This is a genomic window from Bacillus cereus group sp. BfR-BA-01356, assembly GCF_022663635.1.
Lineage (GTDB): Bacteria > Bacillota > Bacilli > Bacillales > Bacillaceae_G > Bacillus_A > Bacillus_A cereus.
Window position 1 is genome coordinate 17,295 of sequence record NZ_JAKUFX010000023.1, and the last position, 14,276, is coordinate 31,570.

Sequence of the window (14,276 nt, forward strand, 5' to 3'; positions counted from 1 at the left end):
ATGTCATATATTTCTTTGCATATTGTAGCATTTTATGTCAAAATAATTATAAGATTCTGATTTTAATTATTGGAGGGAATTTTCATGGGAGTATACGTTCTAACAGTCTTTGAAAAAGATGGTTCAAAAGCATTAGACGAATCATTCGAGGCGGCAACTGAAAAAGAAGCAAAAGCAAAAGGTGAATCTATCTTACAAGAAAAAGGATTGTATGAAAAAACACATCGCTGTACATCTACTGCAGGTAAGCTCGTTTTATTCCAGCGCTAAAAAAAAGAAGCGTCATCCGCTTCTTTTTCACTCTACTATATCTTCGTCACACCACGTAAACACCACATCTAGAATGCGATTACCGATACGTACGCGTTTATTCCATTTACCTGTTTGGATCTGATGTTGCAATTCAGCTTTCATCTTTTCCGTCCAGTCGTGAATCGTTTCACTACCGTCGTACGGATATACGCTCGGAAACTCTTTCTGCAGTAGATGCAAGCTCTCTGCATCAAAATGAAAATGGAAGAAGTAGTTTGCTGTAAGCGATGGTTCTTGCAATCGTAAAAAATGATCATCAATTTGCTTTCTATTTCGATAGAAAGTAAAGATATTCACTTTACCGCTAGTAATTTGGTCAATTTGAATTTCGTGCTTCTCTATAATCACGTCTTGTCCACCTCGTTGTATACTATCTTTAGTATATATGTCTTTTGCAACAAAGTTAACCATTTTCGCGCGAAATTCATTTCCTTCATTATAATTCCTGTACCTCCATATGCAATCAGGATAAATAAAAACAAAGTTGAAGGGGAGCGATCACATGTATTTCGGAAGCAAAGGTTGGTATGTAAAAGAACTTAAAAAATTAGGTATCCGTACTTATGAAGGTAAAAAACTAGAATCTTATCGTACGCATGTGTTGTCTAGTTTACTTGAGAGAATGAAGAGAGCTTCGGCTTAATAGAAAAGTAAAAAATGAAGTGAACACGAATAGTGGTATATGATAAAAAACACCTCCTAAATTCGCATACTAAGTATGCAAATTAAATGGAGGTGTTTTTATCAGTTTTCATAAAAGATTTTTTGCTTCCGCTGGAACGGATACGTTTTAATCTCAGCTGTATCTAAATCTTCATTGAATAAATGAATAGCTATAATTTGTCTACAATCGTAAGTATGGTAATAATATGTTCCAGACTCCATACACATTGCACTTGTATAGATCGTATTATCTAATATACCGTCTTCTGTTATTACTGCCCCCTTAGGAACCTCACAGTTTGATAAAATATGAAAAATAGCCGATATCCCCTCTTCTTCGTTCTCTATACTTTGAATGTTTTGTTTGCCATATGCTGCCCGTACAAATCTTGATGGCGGGGTGAAATCTCCAGGAAGCCCCATCGTTCCTGAACCTTGGCCAAAAGCACTTAATGGTACATCTCCCCACTCCGTTGGCGCAAATGGCTGCGATTTAAGACCAATATATTGTCTTAAATTTTGTAAATGCCAATTAAACTCGGGACTATTAGTCATCACTCCTATTGGATTGTCATACACTTTTATTCCATCAGCTGTCGGCTCAAGTACAATACACGCTCCCGATTTATCTGCTAAAATCCAATGTAGCGGTGGCGTAATTCCTAAAACTGGTAATGGCACATCTATAAAGGCAATGTTATCAATAGATTTTCTTACCTCTTCAACAGAATTGAACTGCGTGAGGCTCCAAGTCACAAAATCAAATGGCGCTACATTCGTTTTATTGCTATCTATATGATTACTATAAGTAGCGAATCCTGGGAAATAGAGAGTTGCACATGTCATACCAGTTTCATTTACTCCGTCCGCCATCATGACCCTTCCTCCAAAATTAATTCCCATTCCGACAACAGCCTTTTTCGCTCGGATCGTTTCACCAGTTATATTGTTCCACTGATAACGCCGAGGAATGATTATTACTTCTTGATTCATATCTAATGTGAAATCCATTGTTCTCCCAAAAAGATGCTGGAAATTTTTTGTTTGTAACGTCAAACTAGTACACATGAAGAAATCCCCTCCATTTCATAGTTATATACACATTTTATAAAATTCTGATAAATACGTAAATTAAAATCTATTTTACTTACCATTGTACAAACCCTATTTATCATTAACAAAATAACCACCCAAACTAAAAATGCTATAATAAACCCAATGAAACTAAGGGGGCAAATTACTTTGCTTGGAACATGCATTCAATTTCATAAGTTTGGCAATCCAAAAGACGTATTACAAGTTGAATATAAAAATATAGAACCACTGAAAGATAATGAAGTTTTCGTTCGTATGCTAGTTAGACCGATTAATCCATCTGACTTAATTCCAATAACCGGAGCGTACGCACATAGAATCCCTTTACCTAACATACCTGGTTATGAAGGTGTTGGTATTGTAGAAGATGTAGGAGCTTTTGTTTCTAGAGACCTTATCGGTAAACGTGTGTTACCGTTACGCGGGGAAGGTACTTGGCAAGAATATGTGAAGACATCAGCTGATTTTGTAGTCCCTATTCCCGATTCTATTGATGATTTTACCGCGGCACAAATGTATATTAATCCCCTTACGGCTTGGGTTACATGTACGGAAACGCTAAACTTACAACGGAATGATGTTTTGTTAGTGAATGCTTGTGGATCCGCTATCGGGCATCTTTTTGCGCAGTTATCGCAAATTTTAAATTTCCAACTCATTGCCGTGACAAGAAATAGTAAACATACAGACGAATTACTTCAGCTTGGCGCTCATCATGTAATTGATACTTCGACTGCCCCGCTTTATGAAACCGTTATGACATTAACGAACGGGCTCGGCGCGGATGCTGCAATTGATTCTATCGGGGGACCGGATGGAAATGAATTAGCTTTCTCCTTACGTCCCAATGGGCACTTTTTAACTATAGGACTTCTGTCAGGAATACAAGTAAACTGGGCAGAGATTGTCACGAAAGCAAAAGTGCACGCGAACATATTTCATTTACGACATTGGAATAAAGAAATGTCACCTTATAAATGGCAAGACACGTTTCGTCATTTAATTCGCTTAGTAGAAAATGAGCAATTACGTTTTATGAAAGTCCATTCTACGTATGAATTAGCGGATGTGAAAGCGGCAGTTGATGTTGTACAGTCCGCTGAGAAAACGAAAGGGAAAGTTTTTTTAACGAATTATTAAATTGAGTACATTCAACTATCAATCCATTTAGTAGCATAGAATTTTAAGTAGCTTATGTAATTTAATTAAAAAAGCGAAAGGAGATTCTAACATGTGGTTACTCAAAGCAATTGCGCCTGTTGTAATAGCCGGAGGAATTGTAGTATATGTGATTGGTAGCCTTAAACATAAATATAACAACGGTAACTTAGGTAAGAAAAAATCAAAAAACGCTCAAATTTTATTAGACAGTTTAATACCTATGGGAATGCTTGTTGGCTGTATAATCGGTTTAATTTTCGGCATGTTTTTCCCAGATTATTCACTTCTTGCAGTGAGTTTAGGATCTGGAATCGGCTATTTATTGGGGTTTTTCGCCTATGAAATTTATAGCAAGACAGGAAACAACCTCTCATAATCCAAAAAGAATAAGCGGAACAGTACATAGTAGTCATATACAATATGTACTGTCCTTTATTTTTGTATCAACACTATCACCTTACCTTTCGCCTACTATACACCTTTTTGATTGATTTTCCTCTCCTCCACCTTTTGCATATCCGCTTTTTTATTTTCATTGGATCTATATCCAAAGTAAAGTAGCGCACATGTAATAATAGAACCTACAATGTATCCTAAAAAACATCCTAACCAAAACATAGTGTAACCGCCTCCATTCATAATAAATTTTATGTAATATAACTCTTTACATACTCCATCGTTTATTTCTATTAACTATACACTTTCTAAAATTATTCATACCACTAATTCTCTTCGTACCTCAAATAGCAATTTTATTATTTGTCATAAAGTTAACACCTTCTTCAAATACAAAAAATTCCATTTACTTGCTTTTTCTCAAGAAATAATATACTACATTTGAAATAAGCGAGCGAGTACGTCGGCTCTTCTCTATTTTAACTTTAGTCATGAACAAAAGAAAAATAAAAAACCCCCTCAAAGCATAAACTTCAAGGGGTGAGCCTGTTTTTTATTTACTTATATACGTACAGCTGTACCACTTACAGCAACCATTAACATTCCATCACGAACTACTTCGTAATCTACGTCAACACCAACGATAGCGTTCGCACCTTTTTGTTTTGCAAGTTCTTTCATTTCGTCCATTGCGATATCACGAGCTTCTTTTAGCTTACTTTCATAAGAACCAGCACGACCACCGACAACATCACGAACAGAAGCGAATAAATCGCGGACAATATTTGCACCCATAATAGCTTCACCATTTACAATATCGATATACTCAATAATTTCTTTACCTTGAATTCCAGACGTTGTTGTTACAATCATGACTGACACTCTCCTAATAAGTTGTAGTTTTAATTAGCTTTCTTATGTCTTTATTATGACACGGAACAAACAACTAATCTATTGAATTACCTTACAGGAATGTGACAGTTTTGTAAGAATGAAACGCGCATTATGTTTCATTTTAATAAAGCGCTTTAAAATTAGGATACATAAACGACTCTTTATTTTCTTTCCAGTCCTTTTCTACTTCTTTGAAAGTTGGTCGTCCTAATTTTTCATTGTTTTCATGTTTACGAAACCATTTCTTCACATACTGGTCTCCATTTTTATTTTGAACTGTACAAAGGAAACTATTACTGCTATCCTTTAATATTTTTACAATCACGAAAAGGCACCTCTTCCCTTTTAAATAACAGAATAGAACTTGATCTTTTACTATAAGCCCTTCCTCTCTTATAGTCATACGACTCCTCGGCCGCGCCAAAGTTGTAAGATCAAAAAATGATATTCACTTTGTTTACATTTTATTTAAAGAAATCAGAGTTATAGGCATTATGCTTATCAAATATTTTATAGATTTCTAACTTATCATCTAATTTTGCATCTACTAAAATTAATATATTGCCATCGTAAATATATTCTTCATACTTTTTAGCATGTTCTTCTGGAATTCCTAACCCTATAAATGCTCCTATTAAACTTCCAGCTCCTCCGCCAATACCGGCTCCTCCAATAGCTGCTGCGATCGGTCCTGCTGCTACGATTGGACCCATTCCAGAAACGGCAAGTATACCAAGACCTGTTAATAAACCACCGAGTCCGCCTGCTACTCCTCCTGCCACAAGCCCTGTTGCTGAAAAGATATCTGCTTTATGTGCAGTTTCATGATTTACTTTTTCACCCGATTTTTCTTCAAGGTGTTCAATTTCCTTCTGATCTTTTGCAATAGCTGAAATGTTATCTGCTGAGTATCCTTTATCATTTAATTCATTAATAACGAGTGCCGCATCATCAATTGTTCTAAAAACACCTACTATTTTTCTATCTACATTCATAACTATTAACCTCCTAAAGTTTTATATAATATATTTTTATTTTTCTTCATTTCTGTATACACTAATTTTCTTATTAACATAACCATTTATGAAAAAAGCGAATAGTAAAAGCACTACAAGTGAACTACTTAACAAGTAAATTAAATCAAATGTAATATTAATCATCATTTCATTCATGTATACCAGGCTCCTTTTTATTTAAAGTAAAAGTATATTTTGATAGACTAATCTACTAAACATAGACATCTTACAATTCATCTTCAGTCAATCTCTTTGTAGTATATGTATACCCTTCCTAACCTTTTCTAAACGTAAAAAACTATAATTATATTTTTTCTTATTTATATGTTTAACATTTTTTAAAACGGGTATGTTTATATTGTTATGCTTACTATATGGAAAGGAATATTACGATGAACGCCATTCACTCTACTACTATTTCTTATAATGAAACACCTACAATAACTCAAATTCATCATTTTTATGCTTTAATGACAACATTTCAAACAAATGTATTTATAAGTAAACACGGAACACTTACTTCTATTAAAAACTTAAGCACTCTAGTATCCTTTTTCCTTACTGTAAAAAAGAGAGATTTTGTATTATTTATTTTTGAAGGAATAGATGCAAAAAGAGCTTTAAGAACACTCTTCCCTTCTTAAAAGTTTTGTTATCCCCTATTCCCTCGATTGTTACTTTTCATATATAGTTTTATATTTCAAAATGATTTCCTCTATTAAAAAAGAACCCCCTAATACAATAGGGGGATTTCTAGTTTAGCCTTATGAAAACTGATATAATATATATTACGTTTTTCATTCTTTAAAATAGAAAAGTTTTAATAACCTTGAAGGTAGGAATTTTTAATGAACTCGAAAGCAAAATTTAGTATTCGCTACAAAATTATGGCTGGTTATTTAGTTATCATTTTGTTCTTACTTGTTTCTTTCATTATGTTGAACAATGAGATTTCTAATTTACAAAAATCTCGTAATTTTATTATTGATCACGATTTTAAAGTTCTCAATTTAACAAATCAAGTGGAGAAAGATTTACTAACAATTGAAAATAAAGCGAAAGGGTTTATCATTTCTAATAATCCAAATTACGTACAATCTCTTAATTCTGCGGAAAAGGATTACGAAAAGCATTATCAAGATCTTTTCTCATTATTAGAGGATAACCCATCTCAGCAAGAAAAATTAAAACAGATTAACGAAAATATTATTAGTTGGATAAATAAAGAGATTCACCCACTCATTGCAAATAATAATAGTAATAATGTACAAACAATCGACACGACTCAAATTCAGTCATTACAGTCACAGGTAACTAACTTCCGTAGCACTGAGGAGCAATTAACGAAAAAAAGAGCAGCACAATTAGATACTGAAAATAATAAATTAGAGATTTGGTTATACAGTTTATTGTTCTTACTTTCTTGTATTTCTATTATCATTTCACTCTATATTTCGAATTCCATTACAAAAACGATTAAAAATGTAATTCAAGTTATTAAATCCATTTCTTCTAAAGAAAAAATCACGGAAAGAATTCATGTAAACACACGTGATGAAATAAAAGATCTTGCTCATACAACGAATCACCTACTAGACGAAATATCGAAAAGAGAGTGGTTACAAACGGAGCTTGCAGAATTAATTTTAATGTATCAAGGTGTATCTTCTATTGAGATGTTAGGTAAAAAAATTCTTAGTGGAATTATACAAAAAACGCAAACTTCTTGCGGTGCATTTTATGTACGTGAAGAATATGAAGAAACTGTCTACTATGTGAAAAAAGCTTCTTTCGCCGATCAAGGTGCTGATATTGGGAAACAATCCATTCAAATGGGTGAAGGTTTCATTGGACAGTCTGCCTTAGAAAAGAAAAGTTTTATTCTCAGGGATATACCCGAAGAGTTTCGTTATGTCACTAGCGGAGTATTAGAAATACGTCCTAAAAATTTACTAGTCATCCCTATCTTATTTGAGGATGAAGTGATCGCAGTAATGGAGTTAGTAAGTGTAACTGAGATTTCAGATTTACATCAAGATTTAATTCAACAAACCGTTGATAATCTAGGTTTAACAATCCATAGCATTATGGGACGTATGCGAATTCAAACTCTTTTACATGAATCACAAGCAATGACAGAAGAGTTACAATTTCAATCAGAAGAATTGCAAACGCAAGCGGAAGAACTACAAATGCAAGCAGAAGAATTACGAACAACGAATGAACAATTAGAGTCTAGAACTGAAGAGGCTGAGCAGAAGACAGCTGACTTACAAATTACCAAATCAGAATTAGAAGAAAAAGCAAGCGAGTTGTTACGCAGCTCAAAATACAAATCTGAGTTCCTAGCAAATATGTCACATGAATTACGCACACCGTTAAATAGTATTTTACTATTATCTGAAATGTTAAGAGAAAATCATGATAACAATTTATCCGACGATGAAATTGAATTAGCAACTGTCATTCATTCATCAGGGAAAGACTTACTTACTTTAATTAATGACATACTAGATTTATCTAAAGTAGAAGCAGGCAAACTAGACATCATTTTTGAGGCAACGAACATAAGTGACATGGCAGCCAATATGCATCAAAACTTTTTACATATAGCTGCACAAAAAAATGTCGAATTTACTATTGAGGACAGTGATACGATTCCTGATCTGTTTTATACAGATGCAAAACGGATTGAGCAAATTATTAAAAACTTATTATCCAATGCATTTAAATTCACAGAAAAAGGATCCGTTTCTTTACATTTTGATTCGATAGAAACAACCAATTTGAGTCATGATATGCAGTCTATAAGTAAAGATTGGATTACAATTTCAGTAAAAGATACTGGTATTGGTATCGCTAAAGAACAGCATCAACTTATTTTCGAAGCCTTTCAACAGGCAGATGGAGCAACGATTCGAAAGTATGGTGGTACAGGATTAGGTTTATCTATTTGTAAAGAGTTTGCGAGATTATTAGGTGGTTGGATTACGTTAGAGAGTAATGTAGGAGAAGGTAGTACTTTCACGGTATATATTCCTAACCTTCCAAATGGATTACATGATATACAGTTATCCAATTTAGAAGTCGCAGCAACGATAGAAGATGTTATTCCTGCTGAAGTTGTTGAAGAAACTATCGTTACTCCAGAAACAAATAACGTCTTCCAAGAGAAAACAATTTTAATTGTCGATGATGATCATCGAAATATATTTGCGTTACAAAACGCATTAAAAAAACAAAATGCCAACATTATTACTGCCCAAAACGGCATAGAGTGTTTAGAAATACTACAAAGCAATACAAATATTGACCTTATTTTAATGGATATTATGATGCCTAATATGGACGGTTATGAAACGATGGAAAATATCCGAATGAACTTAGGGTTAAATGAAATACCTATTATCGCATTAACTGCTAAAGCAATGCCAAATGATAAGGAAAAATGTTTATCTGCTGGCGCTTCAGATTATATAAGTAAACCATTAAATCTACATCAACTCTATTCGGTAATGAGTGTATGGTTAATAAAATAAGTGAGGTTTAGTTGGAGTGAAAAATAAGTATTATAATTTTGATCCATCAGTAGATACGGATGAGCGCACGAACTTAGAAATTGAATTACTATTGGAAGCGGTATTTAAACTATCAGGATTTGATTTTCGCCAATATGCTCGCACATCTATTTATAGAAGGATTTGTAATCGAATGCAGCTCTCTAATATCCCAACCATTTCAAAATTAATTGAAAAAGTAATTCACGAGGAAGGGGTTTTAGAACAGTTATTAAATGATTTCTCAATTAATGTAACTGAGATGTTCCGTAACCCTGCCTTTTTTAAAGCGCTTAGAGAGCATGTTATTCCTGAATTAAAAAAGCATCCCGAAATTAGAATTTGGCATGCTGGATGCGCAACTGGTGAAGAAGTATTATCAATGTCCATCTTACTTCACGAAGAAGGATTAAGTGAAAAGTCGGTTATTTACGCAACAGATATGAATACAAATGTGTTAGAAAAAGCAAAACAAGGTATCCTCCCGTTAAATAAAATGCAAACTTATACGAAAAACTATTTACAAGCTGGCGGTACACAAGCGTTTTCTAACTATTATTCAACAGATAATCGTTTTGCTTATTTTAATCCATCACTTTTACAAAACATTATTTTTGCACAGCATAATTTAGTAACCGATCAATCTTTTAACGAATTTCATATTATACTTTGTCGTAACGTTTTAATTTACTTTACAAGTAAACTTCAAAATCAAGTGCAGCAACTATTTTATGAAAGCTTAGGTCACAATGGTTTTCTATGTTTAGGGAATAAAGAAACTCTTCGTTTTTCAAATATAATGCCGCATTATACTCAATTTAATCCTAGCGAACAAATTTATCAAAAAATACAATAAAAAGCGTATGAAATCCTCTGTTTGGATTTCATACGCTTTTTATTTCGCATTCGTTTGTATCATAATGAGACACATATCATCTGATTGCGCTTTCTTTTGTTCTTCCTTGTAAAACCCTTCTATCTCGCCTTCTAAATCTCCCCATTTTCTTTCTGTAAAAGTACGTAATTTCTCTTCAGCCTCAAATTCATCATTTGCAATTGCTTCAAGAACACCATCTGTAAATAATACGATTTGAGCATTTTTCTCAAAAGGTATAACTGTCTTTTCAACTTTTATTTCATCAAAAAATCCTACCGCACAACTCCCGCGATCTAGTTCAACTACATTTGTTTCATCAACTAAAACATATCCAGAAGGATGCCCTGCATTTACATATTCAATCGTTCTATCTTCTGTATTAACAACTAAGTATATGGCCGTAAAATAATAGGGAATATTATCATTTTCATTATGTAAAAGGGTCATATATTTATTTAATTCTTTAATAACGAGTTCTGGATCAATTAAACATTTAATTGTTTCACGTAATACAGACGAAATAAACATACAAACTAATGAAGCAGATATACCATGTCCCATCACGTCTAATAATATAATACCGTAGCGGTTTTCATCGATTTTATACCAATAATACATATCTCCAGCTAATTTAAATGAAGGTAAGTAACTTGCTTCAATTTTTATATGCTCTTCTCTTAATGGGCTACTTAATAAGTTTCTTTGTACTTGTGTAGCTAAATCTAGTTCATTCCGAAGGTTTTCTTCCTGTTCTTTATGCCAATTTAATTCTGATTTCAAGCGTAATGCCACACGCATACGCGCTAACAATTCAACTTTATTTATAGGTTTCGTAATATAATCCATTGCCCCCATATCAAGAGCTTCAGCTAATTTATTTGCATCTTCTAAAGCTGTAACAAAAATAATAGGAATATCTTTAAACTTCTCCTCTTTTTGTAATCGCCTACAAACTTCAAGTCCATCAATTTCAGGCATCATAATATCTAATAGTATTAAATCAATTTCATTATGCCTGGAAGAATCTTTTCCAAAATGGATGTATTCGAAAAGCTCTTGTGCAGAATTAAGTGATACAAGATCCTGATATCCGGCTTGTTTTAAAATCTTCTTAATTACAAAGATGTTAACCGGATTATCATCTACAATTAAAATGGACACAAGTGATTTCCCCTTTTCTTATATAAAATGTAAATCGATTATCATTTTCTATTTTTCTAGTATTACATACTCAGTTACAAAATGAAAATTTCCTACTCAAACATATTTTTTATATAGCAAAAGAACAAACCCCCAGAAATGAGAGTTTGTTCTTTCACTCTATAAGTTTCCACTTTTAATTTAACACCATTGCTTTATCACTTAAAAGACGATCCAACTCTTCCATATGATTTGTTTCATCTGCGATCATATCTTCTAACTTTACAACTAACTCTGTCATATTTAATTTCGCTGCTTGTTCTTTTCGCTTTTCATAACGCTTAATTGTTTCATATTCTGATTGTCTAGCGTATTCTAACATTTCTCTAACATCTTCTGCTTGTTTCACTCGTAAAGGGATTGTAGTAGGTGTACCACCTAGCGTCTTAATTTTCTCCGCTAAATATAGGGCATGTCCTTGTTCATCACTAATTTCAGATTCAAAGAAAGGTTTTAACACTTGTCTATATATACCAGAAACTGTAGCTGCATTATGGTTATACATAATAATTGCTGAGTATTCTCCTGCTAAATCTTCATTCAAACCTTCGATTAGTTCTTTCACATCGTGTGACATTTCATATCTCCTCCTATACTTAATAAGTACCCCTTTTCTCATGTTTTAAACATCATTATTTTAAATTTTTTATGTATCTAAAAATGCGGCTTGTTTCAACTTACTTATCGCTTGTCTTTTAATACGAGAAACGTGCATTTGTGAAATACCTAACCGTTCCCCTGTATCTTTTTGATTTAAATTTTCTCCAAATATATAATGAATAACACTCTTTTCCGTATCATTTAATACGTTAAAAATATCCTTTAAAACGAGACGCCTTTCTGTCTCTTCATATCCTTGCTCTACTTCACCTACAGATTCAATTCTCGCTACCGAACTGCCATCAGATGCATTTTCAACTACATCATCTAAGGAAGATACTCGATAATTATTTTTCGCATCCATAATTTCTAGCACTTCCTCTTCGGATAGTCCTAAATGATCCGCAATCTCTATAATCTTCGGTGAACGCTGCAAATGATCTGTTAGTTCCTCTATCGCAAGTTTAATTTTCCCGCCCAAATCTTTAATTCGCCTTGGAACGTGAATACCCCAAGTTTTATCACGTAAATACTTCTTTATTTCCCCTACTATCGTAGGTATTGCAAAAGGCTCAAAAGCATTCCCTATCGAATAATCATACCTTCTTATTGCGCCTAAGAGCCCTAACATGCCTACTTGTATAATATCCTCATGCATCGGCCCGCCTTTTGAATAGCGATATGCAATGGAATATACGAGATTTTTATAATGCTCAACTAACCTTTCTTGCGCTTCATCACATTGGTTTTGTTGAAATTCTGCAATTAGTTTAATAACGTCTTCTTTAGTAAGAGTTGTAGGTTGAGATTGGATTTCCATCATTCTCCACCTGCTCTCTTTGTATATATTTTGTCATTAAAACTGTCATGCCCTCATCATGCATGATTTGTATATCATCCATTAACGTATTGATTAAATATAAACCTAAACCATTTTCCGGCAAATGTTCTACTGGTTTACTAATATCATACGGGCCAACCTTACTTCTTAAGTTATTAAAATCAAAGCTAACCCCATTATCCGCAACCATAATTTCTAATCGATCTTCATATAGTCCAAAGACAATTGCAATTTCTCCAACGTCTTCTTTGTATGCATGTTGTACAATATTTGTACATGCTTCACTAATAGCAATTTTCATATCTTCTATATCGTCATAAGCAAAGCCCATTCGATTTGCAACACCAGCCATTGTTAAACGAATAATAGCCACATATTCTGCCTTTGCAGGAATTTTCATTTCTATCTTTTCAAATCTCTCCATCATCCCTAGTCACCTTCTTTCTACTTTTTCAAAATCAGAATTCAAATTTAATATTTCCGTTAATCCTGTAATATCGAATAATCTTTTTAATCTTTTAGATACACCGATAAACTCTAGTTTTCCATCATTTTTCTTAACCGCTTTTAATAGAGCTATAAAAACACCTAAACCAGTACTATCCATATAATCTACGTTATGAAAATCTACTACAATCTGAACCTCTTTTTCGCTTGCAATAGGCATAATCTTATTTTTTAAATCTGATGCCGTATACGCATCAATTTCACCATTAAGTTGTACCGTATAACCTACATCATTTTGCAAAATATTTATTCCTAAATTCATCATTTCCGCCCCCTTATCTCGAACTTTTACTATTTAATTACCCATAAAAATTAGTTTTAAACATATTTTTTTATTTTCATTATAAATAAATTTTCTACACCTTTCTCGGCTTAACACGTAAAAAATACTACCAAATGTTTAAAACTTATAAATTTGTGTATGTATAATGTATAAACATTATTTTTAGGGGGATCTATCTATGGAAGAGCACAACTTTAAAAAGGGAGATTTTGTTCAATTTTCTTATCGACACGATCATGCTACAAAATTAGTTGGTTCCATTATTAATATACTAACGAATACAATTGTAGTTGATATAAGTAATAGCGAGGACTTATCTCATATAGAACCAAGGCAAGTCGTAAGAATAAATAATTGTAAAAAGGTAACGATGGCTTAATACATAATAGAAAGTGTAATGTTAATAAGTGGGGGGTTCTTCATCCTCCACTCATTCCTATGTAAAATACATAAAAAAGCATCCAAATTAGTTTAATTGGATGCTTTTTTATGTATTTTTATCAGTTCATTAACTTTATAACTATATATAATAAACTTAAGATTACTATTTATTATCATACTTACGCTTTCCGCAGCATTCTAGAGAAGAATGTAACGATTAAAATAAAGACGATTGCACCTAATAACGCTGGAAGAACAAAAATGCCTCCCCATTCAGGACCCCAATGACCAAATAACGCACTACCTACCCAAGATCCGATTAATCCGGCAATCACGTTTCCAACTATACCTAACGGAAAGTCTTTTCCTGTAATCATTCCAGCTAACGCACCAATAAGTCCACCTACAATACACGTAATAATAAGTCCCACAATTAAACCTCCTATATTCGTTTTATATTGAATTCATCAAGCTTTAGTATGTAACTAAAGCT

Annotated in this window: 21 protein-coding genes; 8 read left to right on the forward strand and 13 right to left on the reverse strand. The window is 33.1% G+C overall.

Going from position 1 to position 14,276, the window contains the following annotated elements:
• Positions 1-84: 84 nt before the first annotated feature.
• Complete coding sequence (locus tag MR168_RS10820) at positions 85-270, forward strand: YhzD family protein (RefSeq protein ID WP_000539552.1); 186 nt, start codon at positions 85-87, stop codon at positions 268-270.
• 27 nt (positions 271-297) lie between these two features.
• Here the strand turns inward: MR168_RS10820 and MR168_RS10825 are convergent, their stop codons facing one another.
• Positions 298-660 (reverse strand): hypothetical protein, encoded by a 363-nt coding sequence (locus MR168_RS10825; protein WP_000582785.1) that lies wholly within the window; start codon positions 658-660, stop codon positions 298-300.
• Positions 661-814: 154 nt separating this feature from the next.
• Between MR168_RS10825 and MR168_RS10830 the strand changes: the two genes are divergently transcribed.
• Positions 815-955, forward strand: a complete 141-nt coding sequence (locus MR168_RS10830; protein ID WP_000273537.1) for a YflJ family protein — start codon at positions 815-817, stop codon at positions 953-955.
• A gap of 101 nt (positions 956-1,056) precedes the next feature.
• Here MR168_RS10830 and bsh read toward each other — a convergent pair whose 3' ends face one another.
• Positions 1,057-2,043, reverse strand: a complete 987-nt coding sequence (gene bsh / locus MR168_RS10835) for a choloylglycine hydrolase (RefSeq protein ID WP_086412382.1) — start codon at positions 2,041-2,043, stop codon at positions 1,057-1,059.
• 174 nt (positions 2,044-2,217) lie between these two features.
• Between bsh and MR168_RS10840 the strand changes: the two genes are divergently transcribed.
• The gene (locus MR168_RS10840; RefSeq protein WP_086412381.1) at positions 2,218-3,210 is read left to right on the forward strand and encodes a zinc-dependent alcohol dehydrogenase family protein; all 993 of its coding nucleotides are present in this window, start codon (positions 2,218-2,220) and stop codon (positions 3,208-3,210) included.
• A 91-nt stretch (positions 3,211-3,301) separates the two neighbouring features.
• Positions 3,302-3,607 carry a hypothetical protein gene (locus MR168_RS10845; RefSeq protein ID WP_086412380.1) on the forward strand — a complete coding sequence of 102 codons (306 nt, stop codon included), beginning with the start codon at positions 3,302-3,304 and terminating at the stop codon, positions 3,605-3,607.
• Positions 3,608-3,702: 95 nt separating this feature from the next.
• Here MR168_RS10845 and MR168_RS10850 read toward each other — a convergent pair whose 3' ends face one another.
• The 5 genes from MR168_RS10850 to MR168_RS10870 all read right to left on the reverse strand — a co-directional run bounded on the left by MR168_RS10850 (position 3,703) and on the right by MR168_RS10870 (position 5,693).
• Positions 3,703-3,849 (reverse strand): hypothetical protein, encoded by a 147-nt coding sequence (locus MR168_RS10850; RefSeq protein WP_016122040.1) that lies wholly within the window; start codon positions 3,847-3,849, stop codon positions 3,703-3,705.
• 339 nt (positions 3,850-4,188) lie between these two features.
• The gene (locus MR168_RS10855; protein WP_000637511.1) at positions 4,189-4,500 is read right to left on the reverse strand and encodes a YbjQ family protein; all 312 of its coding nucleotides are present in this window, start codon (positions 4,498-4,500) and stop codon (positions 4,189-4,191) included.
• A 142-nt stretch (positions 4,501-4,642) separates the two neighbouring features.
• Positions 4,643-4,846 (reverse strand): DUF4028 family protein, encoded by a 204-nt coding sequence (locus tag MR168_RS10860; RefSeq protein WP_004403363.1) that lies wholly within the window; start codon positions 4,844-4,846, stop codon positions 4,643-4,645.
• A gap of 139 nt (positions 4,847-4,985) precedes the next feature.
• On the reverse strand, positions 4,986-5,516 hold the full coding sequence (locus MR168_RS10865; protein WP_001100088.1) for a general stress protein: 531 nt from the start codon (positions 5,514-5,516) through the stop codon (positions 4,986-4,988).
• A gap of 36 nt (positions 5,517-5,552) precedes the next feature.
• Complete coding sequence (locus MR168_RS10870) at positions 5,553-5,693, reverse strand: hypothetical protein (protein ID WP_001004570.1); 141 nt, start codon at positions 5,691-5,693, stop codon at positions 5,553-5,555.
• Between the two features lie 236 nt (positions 5,694-5,929).
• Between MR168_RS10870 and MR168_RS10875 the strand changes: the two genes are divergently transcribed.
• The 3 genes from MR168_RS10875 (at position 5,930) to MR168_RS10885 (ending at position 9,950) form a co-directional block, all read left to right on the forward strand.
• On the forward strand, positions 5,930-6,181 hold the full coding sequence (locus MR168_RS10875) for a hypothetical protein (RefSeq protein WP_140159399.1): 252 nt from the start codon (positions 5,930-5,932) through the stop codon (positions 6,179-6,181).
• A gap of 204 nt (positions 6,182-6,385) precedes the next feature.
• On the forward strand, positions 6,386-9,076 hold the full coding sequence (locus tag MR168_RS10880; RefSeq protein ID WP_242291259.1) for an ATP-binding protein: 2,691 nt from the start codon (positions 6,386-6,388) through the stop codon (positions 9,074-9,076).
• A gap of 16 nt (positions 9,077-9,092) precedes the next feature.
• The gene (locus tag MR168_RS10885; protein ID WP_086412378.1) at positions 9,093-9,950 is read left to right on the forward strand and encodes a CheR family methyltransferase; all 858 of its coding nucleotides are present in this window, start codon (positions 9,093-9,095) and stop codon (positions 9,948-9,950) included.
• 39 nt (positions 9,951-9,989) lie between these two features.
• On the opposite strand, the gene MR168_RS10890 is transcribed toward MR168_RS10885, so the two are convergent.
• The 5 genes from MR168_RS10890 to rsbV form a co-directional block, all read right to left on the reverse strand.
• Positions 9,990-11,132 (reverse strand): fused response regulator/phosphatase, encoded by a 1,143-nt coding sequence (locus MR168_RS10890; RefSeq protein ID WP_086412377.1) that lies wholly within the window; start codon positions 11,130-11,132, stop codon positions 9,990-9,992.
• A gap of 175 nt (positions 11,133-11,307) precedes the next feature.
• Entirely contained in the window at positions 11,308-11,748 is a 441-nt protein-coding gene (locus MR168_RS10895; RefSeq protein ID WP_000017763.1) for a ferritin-like domain-containing protein, read from the reverse strand.
• Positions 11,749-11,817: 69 nt separating this feature from the next.
• Positions 11,818-12,594: an RNA polymerase sigma factor SigB gene (gene sigB / locus MR168_RS10900; RefSeq protein WP_044792629.1), complete on the reverse strand. Its 777-nt coding sequence runs from the start codon at positions 12,592-12,594 to the stop codon at positions 11,818-11,820.
• Entirely contained in the window at positions 12,557-13,039 is a 483-nt protein-coding gene (gene rsbW, locus MR168_RS10905) for an anti-sigma B factor RsbW (protein WP_000970575.1), read from the reverse strand. The genes sigB and rsbW overlap by 38 nt, the downstream gene beginning before the upstream one ends.
• A 6-nt stretch (positions 13,040-13,045) precedes the next feature.
• The gene (rsbV, locus tag MR168_RS10910) at positions 13,046-13,384 is read right to left on the reverse strand and encodes an anti sigma b factor antagonist RsbV (RefSeq protein ID WP_002023450.1); all 339 of its coding nucleotides are present in this window, start codon (positions 13,382-13,384) and stop codon (positions 13,046-13,048) included.
• Between the two features lie 196 nt (positions 13,385-13,580).
• On the opposite strand from rsbV, the gene MR168_RS10915 reads away from it, so the two are divergent.
• Positions 13,581-13,781, forward strand: coding sequence for a hypothetical protein (locus tag MR168_RS10915; RefSeq protein WP_000391011.1), 201 nt, complete (start codon positions 13,581-13,583; stop codon positions 13,779-13,781).
• Positions 13,782-13,962: 181 nt separating this feature from the next.
• On the opposite strand, the gene MR168_RS10920 is transcribed toward MR168_RS10915, so the two are convergent.
• Positions 13,963-14,214 (reverse strand): GlsB/YeaQ/YmgE family stress response membrane protein, encoded by a 252-nt coding sequence (locus tag MR168_RS10920; protein ID WP_000522903.1) that lies wholly within the window; start codon positions 14,212-14,214, stop codon positions 13,963-13,965.
• Positions 14,215-14,276: the final 62 nt, after the last annotated feature.